Consider the following 17,611-nt stretch of genomic DNA (forward strand, 5'->3'; position numbering starts at 1 on the left):
TTTTACACTTTTTTAATTGTTTAGGTTCTATGCACTCTTTTTTCGAGTGACAACTTTTATATAATAACACGTATATAAATCTTTGTCAAGCACTTTTTAAATTTTCTTGTTTAAAACAGGGAATTTAAAAAGGCACTTCGTGAGTGCCTAATTATAATACCAAATCCCTTAATGCTTTGTCAACTTTTTTAAAAAGTTTTTTTATTTTTTCATTTGTCTTCTTATATATATAGTTTTAAAGCCCTGTGCTGATTATCCTTTTACTGATCCTTGCACCATACCATCCACTAACAATTTTCTAAATATTATGGCCAATAGCGCTGGTGGCAGTACTGTAATTACTCCACAAGCGGCAATTATTCCATAGCTAATGGTGTCTCTAGTAATAAATTCTGATAGAATTAGGGTTACTACTTTGTTTTTTTGTGAGCTTGTAAGAATAAGCGGTATTTGAAACTGACTCCAGCTCATCAGGATAATCATCAGCCCAGAGGTTATTATTATTGGCTTTGAAATCGGAAGTGCCACTTTTAAAAAAAGTTGTTTCTCGTCACATCCGTCTATTGTCGCCGCTTCCCATATGTCCTGGGGTATATTTTTATAATAATTCATCATCATCCAAGTGTTTACTGGAAGTAGGGATGAAACATATATGACGCTTATATAAAATAGGTTGTCCAGTATTCCAAGCGCTGCAAACATCGAATATATGGGTATCAAGGTGGTAAACACCGGTATGGTTATTGAAATCAATAGTCCTAATATAAGTATTTTTCTTCCTTTGAATCTATATCGTGTAAAGGCATACGCCGTTAATACTGATGAGGGCAGTCCTATAAGCAGTGTAAATCCTGATGAAATAACCGAATTTTTCAATCCTTGAAATAGGGTCTTACTTTCCTTTGTATTAAAATCCAGTAATTTTTGATAGTTCCCCATAAATATCTTTTTTGGAAATATATCTGTGTTTTTTGCTAAAAGTTCCGTTTCTTCTGTTAAGCTCATGGATACAAGCCATATTATCGGCGCCAATGTCAAACATAAAAATATAAAAACCACAATATAATATGATATCCGTCCTCTATCTTTATTCATTTAATCCCTCACCATGTCCTTAATATAAAAGTATCCGATTACTGCAGATAAGATCATTATTACATAGGTTATTGCAGATCCATATCCAAAGTCCAGATAGTTAAATGTATGCAAGTAGTTGTTGACCAAAAGGGTTTGACTGTCCAATCGATAACCAACCATGGCAATTACCTCGTCAAATATATTTATAGCAGCCATCATTATCTTTATAAATACGATTGAAAGGGAAGGTAAGATCAGTGGCATAGTTATCTTGGTAAATTCTTGCAATCTACTGCTTCCGTCAACTTGGGCCGCTTCGTACAAGTCCTTAGGGATACTTTGTAAATTAGCAAGTATTATAATGGAACAAAAGGGTACCACACGCCATGAAACAGCTACCGCTATTGCAATCATCAACAATATTAAATTGTTTGTAAAGGAGATGGGACTATCCACCAGCCCACCTTTTAATAACAACTTATTGACAAATCCATAGCCTGGATAGAATATGAATTTCCACATTATTCCATTTACCAAGGGAGGTAGAGCCCATGGTATTATTGCAACTGCTGTAAGAACTGGAGTAACCTTTGTCTTTTTATTTAACAATAGGGCAACCAATATGCTTGATACCATTACAAATACAACTACAAAAGCCATTATTATTAGACTGTTTTTTAGTGCTAATCTAAAGTCTTCTGATGTTAACACCTTGCTATAGTTTTTTAAACCGACGAATTTTTTATCCCAAGGCTCCGTTAAATTATATTTTTGCAAGCTAAACATAAATGTTCTAAGTATCGGAATTAGAACCGTTCCTACCATTATAATCAAACCCGGCATCAATAAAATCCAGTAATTCCTATTGCCCTTTTCCATAATCATCCCTCTATTCGACAATATTATGTAAAGCGACCATCACTGGTCGCCTAGATTATTTATTTTCTTCTACTATTTTATTAACATTTTCTTCTATCTTATTTGCCGCTTCATCAGCTGTCAACTTTCCAGAAGTCATTTGATTTACGGTGTTAAATATTTCTGTACTCATCTTTGTGTAGTACTTAGGAACACCATTTGGGAAAGGTGACTCTATCATCTTAGCTAAATCCACCATAGCCCCTGAATTCTTAATCGTTCCATCTTCAATCAAACCGTTAAGCACTGAGTTTCTAGTTGGTAAAGCTGATAAGTCATTGAACATCTTTAGTTGATTTTCCTTTGATGTATACCATTTAACCCACTTCTCTGCAGCTTCTGGATTCTTAGTATATTTTGAAATACCTACAGCTTCTGCAAATGGAACTGTTACATCCGCTTCTTTTTCTATACCAGGTAATAAAATTGGCATAATCTTATCAACTACCTTACTCTTTTCAGGATCGTTAACTCTTGTAACATAGGATGAAGGTCCTATCATAAATGCAGCTTCTTCGGATAAAATTTTCGCATATGCCATTTGACCTGTGTTTTCAGCATTTGCAGGGTCTACTAGACCTTCTTTTACAATTTTTTCAATTACAGTTAGTCCATCCTTTACAGCTTCCTTATTTATAGTATCATCATCGTTGAAGAATTTATTGTTTCTACTATAAGCCAACCACATTAAAGTTGTACTTGTACTTTCATCTGCTTTAAGTGGCAATCCAATTGGATATTCACATATTCCTTGTTCCTTTAATTTCTTACAAGCATCTATAAGCTCATCCCAAGTCTTTGGTGCATCAGCCCCAACCTTGTCAAACATTTCCTTATTGTAAAATGCGATTCTAAAGTCATTTGCATAAGGTACAGCTAAAACCTCATCGCCTATGGTAAAGCTCTTTATAGTTGGCATATCCTCTTTGTCCTCATCGGACATATCAATTGGCATTAACCAGTCTGCTGCGTGGAACTCTCCAGTCCATGACCAGTCAACTTCAAAGACATCCGCAGCAACCTGCTTACCTGCAGCAGCTGTAGCTATCTTGTCCCTAATGTCATCCCAACTTGTAGGCAATACATTTACTGTAATTCCAGTTTCATTTTTAAACTCTTCTAACATTTCGTCTGTTGGAGCGCCCCAATCAGGTATCATAAATGTTATTTCTGTCTCTTCTGTCTTTTCTTGAGATTGTTCAGTTGTATTGGCCGCTTCAGTTGTGTCTGTGTTTTGGTTCTTATTATCACAAGCCACAAGAAAAACTACCATACAAAGAAGTATTCCTAAATACTTTAAGTGTTTTCTCATTTTTACCTCCATATATATTTTGTTTTTAACTACATTGATATTATACTATCAAAAACTCCATCTTTCAACTTATTAAAAACATAAATATATAATTGAAGGTTTTTCTTCTAGTCCCTTAGTTTAAGGTCAAAGCCCTGACTCCTCACAACATTTAACATAGAAGCCCTCTTTTCTAAGGTGTTTTTAAAACGACTTACTACTTGCTCGCTAAAACTATCCAAAGGCTTATCCGCCTGCCTAAGGTCATAGTATCTTTTCATCTCTTCATCATAGTCCTTGATTTCATCTAAATAATTGTCAAAAGTCTGATACTCATCTTCAAAAAACCTAAGCTTCATATCCATCCTAGGCTTTAGCATGGGACTTTGATTTGGATATCCAAAGGCTACACCTAATGATGGAAAGGTATATTTAGGTAGGTTTAATATTTCTACTATCCTTTGACTGTCATTTAGGATAGATCCTAGGAAAACTCCTCCCATCTCCTTTGATTCTATTGCAGTCATCAAATTTTGTGCAGCCAAAATAGAATCTGAAAAACCTTGGAAAAACTTTTCCATGTCATAGGCCTGCTCTAGGTTTTCACCTGTCAACTCCTTTGCTATTTTTTCATTTCTATAGCAGTCCACTATAAAGATAAAAAGCTCTGGCGCCCTTCTAACATAGTCCTGGTTACAAACCTCAGATATTGCCCTTCTCTTTTCTTCGTCCCTTACCCTAATAACAGAATAGGACTGTATGCCGGTACTTGTAGCAGTTCTTTGAATAACCCTTTTGAAAAGTTCAAGGTCCTCACTAGAGACTCCTCTGTCTTCAAATTCCCTTATGGAACGATGGTTAAGCTGTTTTTCAATTGTCTGTGTCATTATATCCCTACTTTACTCCTCTTATTATTACAGATTGACTTTTTGAAATATCTAATTCTTCTTTATTGAAACTTCCATAAACTTCAATTTTATTAAAGCCCTTTTCTTCAAATTGTTTCAATACCTCTTCCTTGGAAAAAGGAAATAACCTTTCGTTATTTTCTATTTCCCTATCATTTGTCTTTAGGATGGTATGAAATCTAATATGGTCTTCTTCCTTATAATATTCTCTTACAAAACTTAAACCCTCTTTTTCTATAGTTGGAAGATTTCCAAGTAGACCTTGTTCGTCAGGTTTACTCTTTAAAAAGGGTTCAAAGTTAATAAAAGAAATTACCAATTCGCCGCCTTCTTTCACCTTGTTATAGGCCTTTCTTAAAAATATCTCCAATTGATTGTGACCCTCCAAATGGGCAATGGAATTTCCAATACAGTAAACAAGATCAAAGGTCCTTTCCTCTTCTTCAAGGTCAAGCATATTTAAGACTTTCACATCTAAACCCTTTTCTTTAGCCCTTTCCACAAACATAGGGTCCAGGTCAATGCCAGTTACTTCAACTCCGCCTTTTCTTAACAACTCCATAGTGCTGCCCGTTGCACAAGCGATGTCCAAAGCAGTCTTAGGATTGTTTTCTAAAAGAAAATCAATCTGTTGTGAATTCACTTCAAAAATTTTTTCATAATAATCTACAATGGAACTATAAAATTTACTCATACTCTCACCTCCTAATACATTTACCCCTTTATTGGCTAGTTATTAGGATTATGTCGTTTTTAAGGAAATAAAAAAACCTACAACTCTTCAGTCGTAGGCCTTCTATCTATTGTAATGATTGAGCCGCTGTTATTAGGGCTATTTTGTATACATCCTCTTCTACGCATCCCCTTGATAGGTCGGAGATCGGTTTGTTAAGTCCTTGAAGGATTGGTCCAATCGCCTCGTAACCTCCAAGTCTTTGCGCTATTTTGTAGCCTATGTTACCAGCTTGTAAGTCAGGGAATACAAATACATTTGCCTGACCTGCAACATTGGAGTCTGGCGCTTTTTTCTTTGCTACTACTGGAGAGATTGCAGCATCAAATTGCATTTCTCCGTCAACTACCAAGTCCTTGTCCAATTCTTTTGCAAGTTTAGTAGCTTCTTCCATCTTTGTTGCCAAATCATGTTTTGCTGACCCCTTTGTTGAGAAGGAAAGCATTGCAACTTTAGGGTCTAAGCCAAATAATTTTGCAGTTTTTGCTGAACATAGTGCAACTTCCGCCAATTGGGCTGCTTCCAACTCAATATTTATTGCAATATCTGCAAATACATATAGTTCTTCATTCGGTCCAAGCATTAGCATGGCGCCGCTTGTCCTTGAAATTCCCGGTTTGGTTTTAATTATTTGTAATGCCGGTCTAACAGTATCTCCTGTAGAGTTGACAGCACCACTTACAAGGCCTGCAGCTTTTCCAGTATGCACCAACACAGTTCCGAAATAGTTTGGTATCATTAACATCTCACTACATTCTTCCCTGGTGTTCTTACCTTTTCTCCTTTCTTCAAAGGCTTCTAAAAGCATATCCCTCTCTGGATAATTTTCCATATCCAATATTTCTAAGTTTTCAATATTAAGTCCATTATCCGCTGCAGTTTTGTTAATCTCCACAATATTTCCAAGGACTATTGGATGTAGTATTCCCTCTTCTTGTAGTCTTGTACAGGCCTTTAGAATCCTAATATCCTCCCCTTCAGGAAATACTATATTGATATTCTTTCCTTCAATTTGCTCTCTAACATTTTTTATAATATCCATAGAAACTCCTTTACTTTGTTTTCAAAGCCCTTTCCAGAGCTATCTGTTCTTCTTGAGAAATCTCCTCTGTTACCTTGCCACGTTCTATCCTCTTTGAGAATGTAACAGAACTGTCCCTACCGTATATACTAGTCAACATAAGCCCTGTGTCATCTCTATCCATCAATACCAATGTAAAGGATAATTTATTCCTCAGTTCAGGAAAAGCATCATACTTATGATACCCAACCTTTTGAATGGAATTTTTTATAACATCCTCCAATTGTTCCTGTCTCGATTTAATTTGCCCCTGGCTTATAACTATCTTTTCTATGTCTTCAGAATGGGCAAGTAAAATCTCTTCCAGATTTAACTCTCCCCTTCCCTTTAATATATTGTCATATCTTCTTTTTAGTCTGTTAACCTTCCTATTTAGCTTAAACATATTGGAAAATGCAACAAACATCAAGAATGCAAGTAAGATAAACAGAAAAAAACTTCCCGTCTGTACTATAGTCTTAAATGTTTCCACTTTTTACCCCTTGTGATATTTTTTTCAAGGCTTCTATGGACTCATCGATCTCCTCTTTATTGTTCAAGTAGGAGAAACTAAACCTTACAGCCCCCTTTTTCTCCGTACCAATGGATTTATGGGCCAAAGGAGCACAGTGAAAACCTGCCCTTGTGGCAATTCCATAGTCTTGATCCAAAGTGTAGGCAAGGGCTGAAGAGTCCAAACCCTCCATGTTCATGGATATGACAGGACCTTGATTATGATCCAAGGGCCCATACATTATTATATTGTCAATCTCTTTAGCCTTGTTGATAAAATAATCCCTTAAATCATTTTCATGCTCTCTTATCTTTTCAAGTCCAATTTCATTGATGTAGTCAATCCCTGCGCCAAGGCCTACTATGGATGGACCATTTAATGTACCTCCCTCTAACCTATCCGGATAGATTTCAGGCATTTTTAAAACTTGGGAAAAAGATCCAGTTCCCCCTTCCTCCACAGTTCGAAGGGTTCTTTCAGTGTTTATATAAAGTCCACCTGTTCCCATTGGCCCGAAAAGGGATTTATGTCCTGGAAAACACAGTATATCAATATTTTGTCTTTTAACATCTATATCTAGATATCCTAGACACTGGGCTGCATCGACAATTACAAATATATCCCTTTCTTTTAATATCTTTATGATTTCATCTAAAGGTGTGATTGTTCCAACAAGATTGGACATACCAGTAATCACACACATATCTGTATTGTCCCTTATGGCCTCCTTAAAATCCTCAGGATTTAAAACGCCCCTATTGTCAGCATCCACCACAGTAAGCTCAATTTTCCCCTCTTCTTCAAGATGAAAAAGAGGTCTTAAAACCGAATTATGTTCCATGGAAGAAGTTATTACATGACTTTTTTCTTTAAAGGCACCTTTGATTGCTATATTCAAAGCATCTGTACAATTTTTGGTAAAAATCAAATTTAGAGGATTGTCTCCTCCAACAAATTCCGCTATCTTGGCCCTGGAATTAAAGATCTCCCTGTCCATCTTTAAAGACATGGAATGACCACTTCTTCCTGGATTGGCGCCAAACTTTCTCATAGCTTCCATAGTCTTTTCATAGACTATTTCAGGCTTTGGCCAAGTGGTAGCACCGTTGTCAAAATAAATCATCTACTTCATCTCTTCCAATCTTTTATAACAACTTCCCATCAATTCGTCATATAATTCCTTTAATTCCTTTTGGTATCTACCAAGCTTTTCAATGACTTCATCCTTATATGGTCCTTCATTGATGGCCTGAAGGTTGATTATTACATTTAATAATACCGCTTCACCACTTCCATGAAGCAAAGCAGTACCTGTTCCCTGGTCTGTTATCGCCCAAATATTTCCATATTTCGCAAAGGATCGTTGAAGCTTCATACATTCTATGATAAGTTCGCAGGTTCTCATTGGAACATCTAGGGCAATTTTATAACCCTCTTGCATTTTTTGATCTCTAAATTTCTTTTCTTCAGGTGTATCCTTTGGCAATTTAAAGGAATCTAAAACCTTATCGAAGGACTTCGCATCCTCATCTACCATAAGCTTCAAGTCCTCTATTAGACTTTCAAGCTTATTATAATCAGCCTTCACTTCTTTTTTAGCTTCTTCATCTAAGGATTCAAAGGATTTTTTCCCAAAACTTAAGTTCCCAACCATAAGGGTAAGGGCAGCTCCCAACGCTCCAGTATATGCAACCACTGCACCTCCACCAGGCATTTCCTTGCTCTTAGTCTTTTCCAAGAAACTTATTAAATCTAAATCGATAAACATTTACATTCCCCCCAATATTTCTAAAATTCTTTCCAAATCTTCATTGCTCATATAGAGAATTTCAATCTTACCACCTTTTTTCTTAGGTTTTAGATTGACCTTGGTCCCAAAGAAATCCACCAATCTTTCCTCAATCTCAATCTTATAGATATCCTTTGGCCTTTTATTAGTAGTTCTCTTTTCCACTTCTCTAACAGAAGACTTTTTCATAAGTAATTTTTCAAGCATTTTAAAACGTTCCCTCTTATCTCCAATGGATAAAAGAGTCCTTGCTTGAGTAGAAGTGATATTACCTTCTTTAAGTTCTGCAATAATCTCCGGGTCTAGCTTCAATAGCCTAACTGTGTTGGCAATATAAGATCTGGACTTGCCAATTCTTTCAGCCAATTCCTTTTGAGTGTAGTTATAACTTCTCATCAACTCCTCATAGGCCGTAGCTTCTTCATAGGGATTTAAGTCCTCCCTTTGAATATTTTCTATTATGGAGATTTCCATTATTTCCTTGTCACTTGCCTCGATAATCCTTACTGGCACAGTTTCAAGCTTTGCCAAAAGAGAAGCCCTATACCTTCTCTCCCCAGCGACAATCTCATATTCTGACCCTACCGGTCTCACTATTATAGGCTGTATAATCCCAAATTCCTCAATGGATTCCTTTAGCTCATTAAGACCATCTTCGTCAAATTCCTTTCTAGGCTGATCATGTCTTGGATATAACCGATCTATCTCCATCTCCAATATTTCAGACTCATTTTTGGAGTCCATCAAGGATTCTTCAATGCTATCTTGCGGGATAAGTGAACCGAGGCCTCTTCCTAAACCTTTTTTCTTCGTCATTTTATCACCTATTATTATTAATTATCTCTTTAGTCAAATCTTTAAATGCAGCTGCTCCCAGCGAATTTTTATCATAAGTAAAAATCGATTCGCCAAAACTAGGCGCTTCAGCTAATCTAACATTTCTAGGGATTACAGAATTAAAAACCTTATCCTTAAAATATCTCTTAACTTCCCTTTCCACTTCACTAGAAAGGTTGTTTCTACCATCATACATGGTAATTAGAACCCCTTCAATCTCCAAAGACTTATTTAAAGATTTCTTAACTAAATTAATAGTCTCAATAATAAGGCTTAGCCCTTCAAGGGCATAGTATTCACTTTGAATAGGTATAATAACGGAATCGGAAGCAACTAGAGCATTTATACTTAAAAGCCCTAAAGACGGAGGGCAATCTATTATGATAAAGTCATAGTCAGCTTTAACAGATTCCAATGCCTTTCTTACAAAAAACTCCCTTTCATCAAGATTAATAAGTTCGATTTCTACACCGGATAAATCTATATTTGAAGGTATTATATCCACATTTTTACTGGAGGTTTCAAGGATTAAATCCCTTGTGCTCTTACTTTCTCCAACAAACAAATCATATACCGTAGATGACAATTCATTTTTATTTATTCCAAGGCCAGAGGAGGTGTTTCCTTGGGGATCCAAGTCGATTACTAGAACTTTCTTTCCCTTTAAACCAAGCCCACAGGATAGATTTACCACAGTAGTGGTCTTACCAACTCCACCCTTTTGATTAAATATACTAATAGTTTTCATAATACCTTCCTTTCTTAGATTATTATAACATAGACAGGAGGTTTTTTGAGGGTATCCAGGGTCTGTAAAGTCGCAAAGAAGTTTAAGGATTTATAATCTTTAACAATCGAGCTTACCTATAACCGGATATTTTATGTATAAAAAAGTCGAAGGCCTAAAATCTAGTCCCTCGACTTTCTCAAAACTTACAGTAAAATTTTGGCAAGTATTTTAATCTTCTATTTTAAATTGTTTAGGCTAAAGTTCTCATCATAGGCTTTTTCAATGGCCTCAGGAGATAAGCCGTTGTCCTTTAGGGCCTTCTCATAGATATTCATCATAGATTCATAGCTCTTATCCCCTGGGTTTGCTTCAATAATATAGGTTTCCTTTTCTCCCTTGTCATATTCATCATAATTGATATATAACTTTTCCTTATCCTTTGGTGGGTCGAAAGATAGAATCAAGTTTTCATATACCAGTTCTATATTAAACTTAGCCTCATAAGAACCATCCTTCTTAACCTTGTCCAGTTCAGATATAAGCTCTTTCAAGTCCTTCTCAGAACCGTCATAATAAACTCCCATCCCAATATATCCCATATCGGCGCCGATAAAGTTGAATTTAAACTCAATTTTATTTTCACTTATTATACGGTTATTTCCAATTTCAGCAGTAGGTTTATCTACCGAACTTTTTTTATCACAACCAATTAACATAACTATTACCAATGGAAATATAAAGTACTTAAAAGTCTTCTTAAAAATTCTGATCACCTCTATAATTTAATATAGATGCATTATAGCCAGCTGAGTTTGTTTGCTTCACCGCTCGAACACTATTGCTATATAACGAATTGCTTCTATATCGTTCACAATTATTTTTTAAGTTTGTTGTGTAAACATAACTAGTTGAAACTCCAACATTCCCTCTCCAGCCTAGTAATACCTTTCCTTTACTACTACTCCAAATATTAAATACACTAGCCCAAGTATTTGCCGCTTCTGATTGACACATATCCATGAAAACCAGTTTCCAACGTGAATTTGTCCTACATTCCGAACTCTTTATTATCACGTGGGGAGTCGATCCATTTTGTGAAGATGAGGTTAAAAACATTGCGTTTCCATTATTAGTAGAATAACCAGTGAACGAAAATCCTCTTTGGTTAGTATTTGTGTTTATATTATATAAAATACTAGACTTATTGTGTGTTCCATTTGAACTTACCCCAACTTGACCCCCTGGAAGACCTTTTAACCCCATTACTGCTGCAATGTTTTTTGCCCTCTCCCATCTATATCTCCCCTTCTCTCTATCATAAAAAGAAGTGGAGTTTTCAACGTCATCCAAATATACCAGATTCAAAGTTTCTCCATCAACATAAATCCTAATACCATTAGTAAGCTCCACGTCATACCCAATAAAATATTCATTATTGTAAATGCGTGAAATTTTCTCTTTGTTCTCCATTAAGTACGGGTGATCTAACTTTATTACTTTAAGAGTTATCTCACTAATTTTTAGTCCAGGCTTGGAGTTCTCGAGAAGAAATCTATTTACAATTTCTCGAACTTCTTTTTCTTTATTTTCAATTTCGTTAATTGCTATGTCATCTAAAACAAAATCTTTTTGTTTAGAAAAATGAATGATTTGCCCCGTTAGATTATCCACAATTATAGATGTATTATCGAATATGTTATTTATCCTACTCTCTTTTGTCAAAATCATCTGAGTATATTGTTCAAATATGGGATATGTTTCATATAATACATAGTCATCGTCTACCATTTTACTAGCTTTTAATTCTTTTATTATATCCTCTTTTAAATTTTCAGCATTAATTTTATGAGTTCCTAGAGGCTTTCTTAAAGGTATAGTCTGCTGTTTACCTATTCCATCAAGCAAATCTAAATACTCAATAACTCCTTCTTTTCCAATTCCTATATAGTTACCATCATATTCTTGTAATTCTAAATCATTATCTAATCGGTCAAGTTCTTTAATTGAATTTGAATCTTTCTCATTTAAAGGAATGAACTTTTTTAAATCTAAATTAATATTATTTTCCTTCAGAAGTTTTTTTGACTCATCATTAGCTTCTCTTGCAAGAACAGTTTTATTTCCACAAAACAACATCAACACTAAAATAAGTAGCAATAATTTTAGCCTTTTAAAATTCATTTTATCCTCCTTTTTCTACAATTTAAAATCCCTTTTCCCCTAATTCAACAATATTTCTCTGTTAAAAATTCAACCCCCCCTTTTGCTTTTATGTCATTTCTAACTATACCCAATTTATATAAATATAAACCAATAATTTGACAGTTGCGTAAAAATCATTTACAGTTGTTGATTTGCTTATTTTTCAATCATAAATCTACTACTAATTCTCCGTCTTTTTAAATATCAATATGGTCTTAAATAAATCCCCATCTATTTCCATTGAAAAACTTCCACCCTGTCCTTCTACAAAGGATGAAGCTATAGAAAGTCCTAGGCCATTGCCTTCTGTGTTTCTTGATTTGTCTGCACGAATAAATCTCTCCTGTAACTCTTGAGGCGAGATATTTAATTCATATTTAGAAATATTCTTGATGGTAATCCTAACCTTATCTCCACCGTCATCCACTGTCATATATACACGAGTATTTGTTTGTGCATATTTTAAAATATTGGTAATCAAGTTTTCAAACACCCTATAGGTCTTCTGACCATCTAAGTTGCAGTATATTGGATAGTCGGGAACATTTAATACCACTTTCATATTCTTTTTCTCAAGTTCGTCTCTAAATTCTCCTACAACTTGTTCCATAAAGGCCACAATGTCAATCTTTTCCTTGTGAAATTCAATGGAGTTGCTGGAAATTTTACTGATTTGAAATAAATCTTCTATTAGGTTGTTTAGTTTTGTAGCCTTTTCAAAGATTACATCCACATATTGATCCTTTATCTCATCAGGAGTGTCCTTTTCTTTTAATAGTGATGAATAGGAGATGATGGATGTCAAAGGAGTCTTTAAGTCGTGGCTTACATTGGTAATAAGGTCGGTTTTAAGCCTTTCAGCCTTTAGCTTTTCTTCAACGGATCTATTGATATTGTCTCCAATGGTGTTGAAGTTGTTGGCAATGGTATTGAAGTGAGGCAGGTTTTCATCCACCTTTTCATCAAAATTGCCCTTGGCTATCAAGGTACTTTGGGAATTTATCTTCTCCACATTCTTTGAGACAGAAAATAAAATCCTACCCAATAGATAACCCGTTAGGGGAATCACCAAAAACTCAATCTTTGCCGCATGGGCTATGGACATGACCAGCAAATAGGCTCCAACTATGAGTAAAATTCTAGTAAGGGAATATTTACCGATGTCTCCCTGGGATTTTATAATCCAGTTTTTAAATGCTTTTACTCCATCTTTTCCCATTGCCCATAGCCATCTACATATTTTTAAAATTAGGGAGTTTTGGATAAAGGTCTTTTTAAAACCAAATCTATAAATCAACTTAATCTGAAGTATTAGAGATCTTTCTATGAATATAAGGGCTAGGGAAAATAGTGTAATGGAGATAAATGCAGTCATATAATTAAACTGACTAAAATCACTATCTATTAACATGCCAGGATAATTAATTCCCAGGGAGGAAATTAATACCAATAAAAACCAGGATGCTACCTTTAACTCTATAGGCGTCTTTCTAAATGCCACCACAACCGGTGTGTCCTTGTAGTTATCGAAGTTTGAAAAGGAGTCAAAAATCAGAAATAAAAAGCCCATAGCTATTAGCCCTGGTAAAAATCCATATAAAAATACTAAAGTTATCGGATGATGTAGATGGGGATTTCCTTCAAATTTATCCCTTGTAAGCCCTATGCTAAAACTTTCTAAGTCTGCGGTCTTATACTGTGGTGTAACTATATTGACCCCAGCAATACCATCGTCGGTTTTATCGTCATAGATATATTGGATCTCGGCTTTTCCACTTCTTTGCAAGGCTTCAAACTTACCTTGGTCATAGTCGGGGCTTGAAACTGGAATATATCTAGTTTGATTTTCGAATATGGTGTTTATTAAATAGTCGTTTATTATGGGAATAAGCGCTTTTTTATATTCCTTGGTCAAATCCTTTTGGTCAAAGACTACCTTTCCATTTTCAATTTTACCCTTGGCAAAAAACACAAAGTCATTGTCCTTGTAATAGGCTTCCGTACCTTCCAAGGTCTTGTCCCGAATGTTACTTACGACAGAATAGTCCGCTGCCCTTTCCTCTTCTAAGTCCTCTAGGGGGCTCTTATCGTTTAGTGGGTGGCCAACAGAGTCCGATTCATAATAGTCCCCATATTTAAAATAGTAGTCTATAAAGGCATCGGATGTGTCGATGTTTCCAACAGCATCATTGTAGTAGCTACTGGAATTGTACCTGCCAAAACTATTTTTTAAGTAGAAGGGAATTATCTGATCTTCTTTTAACTGTCCAAAGCTCTTGTAACAAATGAAACCCGTTAAGACACTTAAAAAGATTATAATCAAATTTATTACAAGTCTCTTGTAGATTACCCTAGTATCTATTCTATAATTTTTCTTTTCTTCCATATCAATTTCCTTCAAATTTATATCCTACACCCCATGCAACCTTTAGATATCTTGGGTTTTTTGGGTCGATTTCTATCTTTTCCCTAATCCTTCTAATGTGAACGGATACTGTTTTAGACTCGATTGCCGGTTCGTTCCAAACTCTTTCATAGATTTCATCCATAGAAAAAATTCTTCCCGGATTATTCATCAATAATTTTAAAATCTCAAACTCCAATGAGGTCAATGGAATCTCTTTTCCATTTATCTCTATTAACTTCTTATTTAAGTCTAAAAACACACCGTTGACTTCAATCTTGTCCCCCTGGATGTCCTCGTCAATATATCTGTAAAACCTTCTTATAGCAGAGTTTACTCGAGCCACCAACTCATTGGAGTTGAAGGGTTTAGTAATGTAGTCATCCGCTCCGATATTTAGACCGTTTACCATGTCCTCTTCCTCAGACTTAGCAGACAATATTATAATTGGAACATAGCTTTCCTTTCTAAGTTCCACAATGGCCTCCTCGCCTGAAAGCTTTGGCATCATCAAGTCCATAAGAACCAAGTGTATCTTTTCTTCTTTAAATATATCTATAGCTTCCTTGCCATTTAATGCATTAAAAACTTTATATCCATTGTTCTCCAAAAATATCTTTATAGATTTCCCAATTGTAATGTCGTCTTCACAAACTAAAATATTGTAAATATTCATAATCTCCCCTCTGTCTATGTGTAATATTATCCTTCTATCTTTAATTATACACAATCTCGACCCAGGACAGATTCTTTTGACCCTTTTCTACATAGGCTTCAGATTTTTTATTAGGTGAAGTCAATTTTGAACTTTTGATGGTAAGATCTTTGCCCATAACTTTAGTTCTATGCTTATATTTACATACAAATCGCGAGATTATCTTGTCTTTGTCAATCCTATACTCCCACTTTGAAACGGCGTTTGCCAAATCAAAATCCTTGATGCCATGTTTATCGCCACTATCTTTATTGGTGATAAGATTACCCTTTTTAACATCTTCTATAATCAAAGTGTCACCGGGTTTTATATCTATATATGATGAGTATTCGTTGCCCTTTAAGTCTATGGCCTTTATACACCAAATATTTTTACTTTCCAAATCCTTTAGATTAAAATAGTAGTCCTTAGTGCTGTCTATCTTGGTCTCCCTTACATCGGACAAAATAGTTGCCCAATTTCCATTGAACATTCCAATGTTTTGAAATTCCATTGAAGATCTATTATTCAGTACAATATTGCTCTCCTGTGGTTTTTCATATTCAGAACCATATAGTAGATATGACCCAGTAAGGGCAGATCCTATTATTAGTATTAGCATTAATAATTTTTTCATAACAACCTCCATTTGTTTTTAATAGTTCTTCCTTTATCTCTAGTATACAACCCAATTATTTCAAATTTATTACGAAACTATTACAAAATTCTTACATTTTCAATATTTGGCGAAATATTCGTCATTTTTTGATAATTTCCAGGAATATAGGCAAGTTTTAACATTTTTAAATAAAAATCTGGTTTGTCAACCAAAGTAAAATATCCAGTTGACAAGTCCATTAGGGTAAAGATAAGATAGTAAGGAAAATTATTTACTATATTCTAGCTGCAATTTTCTAATGAGAAATTAGACTAGTATATGGTATGTAAGAATAAATTGGTGGTGATATTTTGAACAGTACTAAAAGAATTGCATTTATGGGGATTTTACTCGCAGTAATAGTAATATGCTCCTGGATTTCAATTCCCTTTACCATTCCCTTTACACTGCAAACCTTCGGCATCTTTTTAGCAGTTATGGTTTTAGACACTTGGGGAAGTCTTCTAACAGTCCTTGGGTACCTTCTTTTAGGCCTTATTGGTCTTCCGGTGTTTTCAGGTTTTAAAGGTGGAATTGGAGTTATCTTAGGTCCAACGGGTGGTTATATTCTAGGATTTTTATTTTCCACTTTAATAGCAGGAAAGCTGATGGAGGTTTTCCCAAAAGGAAGGGTCTATAGCTACCTATCAATGATTATAGGCCTTATAGTATGTTACATCTTTGGTACCCTTTGGTTTGTCTATATGTATACTGGTAAGGAGTCAATGACCTTTGTTAACGCCTTGGCCCTATGTGTATTTCCCTTTATTATTCCCGATTTAATCAAAATAGTTCTAGCAGAATACTTGGGAGGATATCTAAAGAATGTCTATCAAAAGTAAAGTTTTGGATATTTTAAAAGATAATTTTAACTCTTTTTCCTCGGGAGCTGAAATGGCCCAGGTTCTAAATGTCAGTAGAAATGCAATTTGGAAAACCATAAAGAAGCTTCAAATGGAGGGTTATAATATAGAGTCCAACAACCCCCTTGGATATAAATTGTTAGACAACAATTATCCAATATCTTCCCAAGACATATTGAAATATGTAAAGGAAAAGAATGTAACCCTTGAAGTTTTAGATGAAACCCCTTCGACAAATGAATATTTAAAAGCACTAGCCCTTAAGGGTGAGAGTGAATTTTATACAATCATCGCCCATAGACAAAGTAGCGGTAAAGGAAGAAATGGCAAATCCTTTCATTCTCCAAAAAATACTGGAGTTTATCTTTCCATGCTCCTTCGTCCAAGTTTCGGTCTAGAAAAGTCACTGAATATAACAACGGCAACGGCGGTTGCAGTATCTAAGACCATTGAAAAGACAACTTTGAAAAAAACCAGTATCAAATGGGTTAACGATGTGTTCATTGGAGATAGAAAGGTTAGTGGGATTCTAACAGAAGGGGCCATGGACTTAGAAACTAGAAACCTGTCCCATGTGGTCCTAGGTGTAGGGGTTAATCTCTTTAAACCTAAGTCCAATTTCCCAAAGGACATTAATGACAAGGCAGGTTATATCTTAGAGGATTATGATGCAAAGTTTAAAGAAAAGTTCATCGGCGAACTTATAGACTCCATAATCTACCATTATAGACATTTGGATTCCAAAGAAATATATGAGTACTATAGAGAAAAGTCTTATTTAAAGGGTAGGGTTGTTGAATTTTTATATAACGGTAAACTTTTAAGAGGAAGGGTTTTAGATATTGATAAGGATTTTTTCCTGGTCATATCGACAAACAATAAAGTTCTTTCACTTTATACAGGATCTGTTAATGTAGTGTAAGGATTAGAGGG

General features: G+C 35.0%; 18 protein-coding genes. 2 read left to right on the forward strand and 16 right to left on the reverse strand.

The genetic code is table 11. The annotated features are described in order from the left end of the window. Positions 1–252: 252 nt before the first annotated feature. The 16 genes from Q1K37_RS02840 to Q1K37_RS02915 form a co-directional block, all read right to left on the reverse strand. Complete coding sequence (locus Q1K37_RS02840; RefSeq protein WP_300409168.1) at positions 253–1,095, reverse strand: carbohydrate ABC transporter permease; 843 nt, start codon at positions 1,093–1,095, stop codon at positions 253–255. Further along, positions 1,096–1,956 carry a sugar ABC transporter permease gene (locus Q1K37_RS02845; protein ID WP_300409170.1) on the reverse strand — a complete coding sequence of 287 codons (861 nt, stop codon included), beginning with the start codon at positions 1,954–1,956 and terminating at the stop codon, positions 1,096–1,098. A gap of 55 nt (positions 1,957–2,011) precedes the next feature. Continuing rightward, positions 2,012–3,307: an extracellular solute-binding protein gene (locus tag Q1K37_RS02850; RefSeq protein ID WP_300409172.1), complete on the reverse strand. Its 1,296-nt coding sequence runs from the start codon at positions 3,305–3,307 to the stop codon at positions 2,012–2,014. 107 nt (positions 3,308–3,414) lie between these two features. Further along, the gene (locus Q1K37_RS02855) at positions 3,415–4,173 is read right to left on the reverse strand and encodes a nitroreductase family protein (protein WP_300409174.1); all 759 of its coding nucleotides are present in this window, start codon (positions 4,171–4,173) and stop codon (positions 3,415–3,417) included. A gap of 7 nt (positions 4,174–4,180) precedes the next feature. After that, positions 4,181–4,888 carry a class I SAM-dependent methyltransferase gene (locus Q1K37_RS02860; RefSeq protein ID WP_300409176.1) on the reverse strand — a complete coding sequence of 236 codons (708 nt, stop codon included), beginning with the start codon at positions 4,886–4,888 and terminating at the stop codon, positions 4,181–4,183. 106 nt (positions 4,889–4,994) lie between these two features. Then, the gene (gene pta, locus Q1K37_RS02865; RefSeq protein WP_300409178.1) at positions 4,995–5,969 is read right to left on the reverse strand and encodes a phosphate acetyltransferase; all 975 of its coding nucleotides are present in this window, start codon (positions 5,967–5,969) and stop codon (positions 4,995–4,997) included. A gap of 10 nt (positions 5,970–5,979) precedes the next feature. Beyond that, entirely contained in the window at positions 5,980–6,480 is a 501-nt protein-coding gene (locus Q1K37_RS02870) for a DUF4446 family protein (protein ID WP_300409180.1), read from the reverse strand. Continuing rightward, positions 6,467–7,624: an aminotransferase class V-fold PLP-dependent enzyme gene (locus Q1K37_RS02875; RefSeq protein ID WP_300409182.1), complete on the reverse strand. Its 1,158-nt coding sequence runs from the start codon at positions 7,622–7,624 to the stop codon at positions 6,467–6,469. The genes Q1K37_RS02870 and Q1K37_RS02875 overlap by 14 nt, the downstream gene beginning before the upstream one ends. Then, positions 7,625–8,269, reverse strand: coding sequence for a cyclodeaminase/cyclohydrolase family protein (locus Q1K37_RS02880; protein WP_300409184.1), 645 nt, complete (start codon positions 8,267–8,269; stop codon positions 7,625–7,627). Then, positions 8,270–9,106: a ParB/RepB/Spo0J family partition protein gene (locus Q1K37_RS02885; RefSeq protein ID WP_300409186.1), complete on the reverse strand. Its 837-nt coding sequence runs from the start codon at positions 9,104–9,106 to the stop codon at positions 8,270–8,272. It lies immediately after the preceding gene. A gap of 4 nt (positions 9,107–9,110) precedes the next feature. Continuing rightward, positions 9,111–9,875: an AAA family ATPase gene (locus Q1K37_RS02890; protein ID WP_300409188.1), complete on the reverse strand. Its 765-nt coding sequence runs from the start codon at positions 9,873–9,875 to the stop codon at positions 9,111–9,113. Positions 9,876–10,093: 218 nt separating this feature from the next. Beyond that, complete coding sequence (locus tag Q1K37_RS02895; RefSeq protein ID WP_300409190.1) at positions 10,094–10,573, reverse strand: hypothetical protein; 480 nt, start codon at positions 10,571–10,573, stop codon at positions 10,094–10,096. A 40-nt stretch (positions 10,574–10,613) separates the two neighbouring features. Then, positions 10,614–12,038 carry a hypothetical protein gene (locus Q1K37_RS02900; protein ID WP_300409192.1) on the reverse strand — a complete coding sequence of 475 codons (1,425 nt, stop codon included), beginning with the start codon at positions 12,036–12,038 and terminating at the stop codon, positions 10,614–10,616. A gap of 202 nt (positions 12,039–12,240) precedes the next feature. Then, positions 12,241–14,445, reverse strand: a complete 2,205-nt coding sequence (locus Q1K37_RS02905; protein WP_300409194.1) for a HAMP domain-containing sensor histidine kinase — start codon at positions 14,443–14,445, stop codon at positions 12,241–12,243. A 1-nt stretch (position 14,446) separates the two neighbouring features. Then, complete coding sequence (locus Q1K37_RS02910; protein WP_300409196.1) at positions 14,447–15,139, reverse strand: response regulator transcription factor; 693 nt, start codon at positions 15,137–15,139, stop codon at positions 14,447–14,449. A 40-nt stretch (positions 15,140–15,179) separates the two neighbouring features. Beyond that, entirely contained in the window at positions 15,180–15,794 is a 615-nt protein-coding gene (locus Q1K37_RS02915; protein ID WP_300409198.1) for a hypothetical protein, read from the reverse strand. 332 nt (positions 15,795–16,126) lie between these two features. On the opposite strand from Q1K37_RS02915, the gene Q1K37_RS02920 reads away from it, so the two are divergent. Both Q1K37_RS02920 and Q1K37_RS02925 read left to right on the forward strand, forming a co-directional pair. After that, entirely contained in the window at positions 16,127–16,657 is a 531-nt protein-coding gene (locus tag Q1K37_RS02920) for a biotin transporter BioY (RefSeq protein ID WP_300409200.1), read from the forward strand. Continuing rightward, positions 16,641–17,600: a biotin--[acetyl-CoA-carboxylase] ligase gene (locus Q1K37_RS02925; protein ID WP_300409202.1), complete on the forward strand. Its 960-nt coding sequence runs from the start codon at positions 16,641–16,643 to the stop codon at positions 17,598–17,600. The genes Q1K37_RS02920 and Q1K37_RS02925 overlap by 17 nt, the downstream gene beginning before the upstream one ends. Positions 17,601–17,611 lie beyond the last annotated feature (11 nt).

It is taken from the genome of Lagierella sp. (genome assembly GCF_029983815.1).
Classification (GTDB): Bacteria; Bacillota; Clostridia; order Tissierellales; family Peptoniphilaceae; genus Mediannikoviicoccus.

Excerpts from the sequence above, each read along its gene's own strand:
- Q1K37_RS02840 (WP_300409168.1), bottom strand. The coding sequence starts at position 1,095 with ATGAATAAAGATAGAGGACGGATATCATATTATATTGTGGTTTTTATA.
- Q1K37_RS02845 (WP_300409170.1), bottom strand. The coding sequence starts at position 1,956 with ATGGAAAAGGGCAATAGGAATTACTGGATTTTATTGATGCCGGGTTTG.
- Q1K37_RS02850 (WP_300409172.1), bottom strand. The coding sequence starts at position 3,307 with ATGAGAAAACACTTAAAGTATTTAGGAATACTTCTTTGTATGGTAGTT.
- Q1K37_RS02855 (WP_300409174.1), bottom strand. The coding sequence starts at position 4,173 with ATGACACAGACAATTGAAAAACAGCTTAACCATCGTTCCATAAGGGAA.
- Q1K37_RS02860 (WP_300409176.1), bottom strand. The coding sequence starts at position 4,888 with ATGAGTAAATTTTATAGTTCCATTGTAGATTATTATGAAAAAATTTTT.
- pta (WP_300409178.1), bottom strand. The coding sequence starts at position 5,969 with ATGGATATTATAAAAAATGTTAGAGAGCAAATTGAAGGAAAGAATATC.
- Q1K37_RS02875 (WP_300409182.1), bottom strand. The coding sequence starts at position 7,624 with ATGATTTATTTTGACAACGGTGCTACCACTTGGCCAAAGCCTGAAATA.
- Q1K37_RS02880 (WP_300409184.1), bottom strand. The coding sequence starts at position 8,269 with ATGTTTATCGATTTAGATTTAATAAGTTTCTTGGAAAAGACTAAGAGC.
- Q1K37_RS02885 (WP_300409186.1), bottom strand. The coding sequence starts at position 9,106 with ATGACGAAGAAAAAAGGTTTAGGAAGAGGCCTCGGTTCACTTATCCCG.
- Q1K37_RS02890 (WP_300409188.1), bottom strand. The coding sequence starts at position 9,875 with ATGAAAACTATTAGTATATTTAATCAAAAGGGTGGAGTTGGTAAGACC.
- Q1K37_RS02895 (WP_300409190.1), bottom strand. The coding sequence starts at position 10,573 with ATGTTAATTGGTTGTGATAAAAAAAGTTCGGTAGATAAACCTACTGCT.
- Q1K37_RS02900 (WP_300409192.1), bottom strand. The coding sequence starts at position 12,038 with ATGAATTTTAAAAGGCTAAAATTATTGCTACTTATTTTAGTGTTGATG.
- Q1K37_RS02905 (WP_300409194.1), bottom strand. The coding sequence starts at position 14,445 with ATGGAAGAAAAGAAAAATTATAGAATAGATACTAGGGTAATCTACAAG.
- Q1K37_RS02910 (WP_300409196.1), bottom strand. The coding sequence starts at position 15,139 with ATGAATATTTACAATATTTTAGTTTGTGAAGACGACATTACAATTGGG.
- Q1K37_RS02915 (WP_300409198.1), bottom strand. The coding sequence starts at position 15,794 with ATGAAAAAATTATTAATGCTAATACTAATAATAGGATCTGCCCTTACT.
- Q1K37_RS02925 (WP_300409202.1), top strand. The coding sequence starts at position 16,641 with ATGTCTATCAAAAGTAAAGTTTTGGATATTTTAAAAGATAATTTTAAC.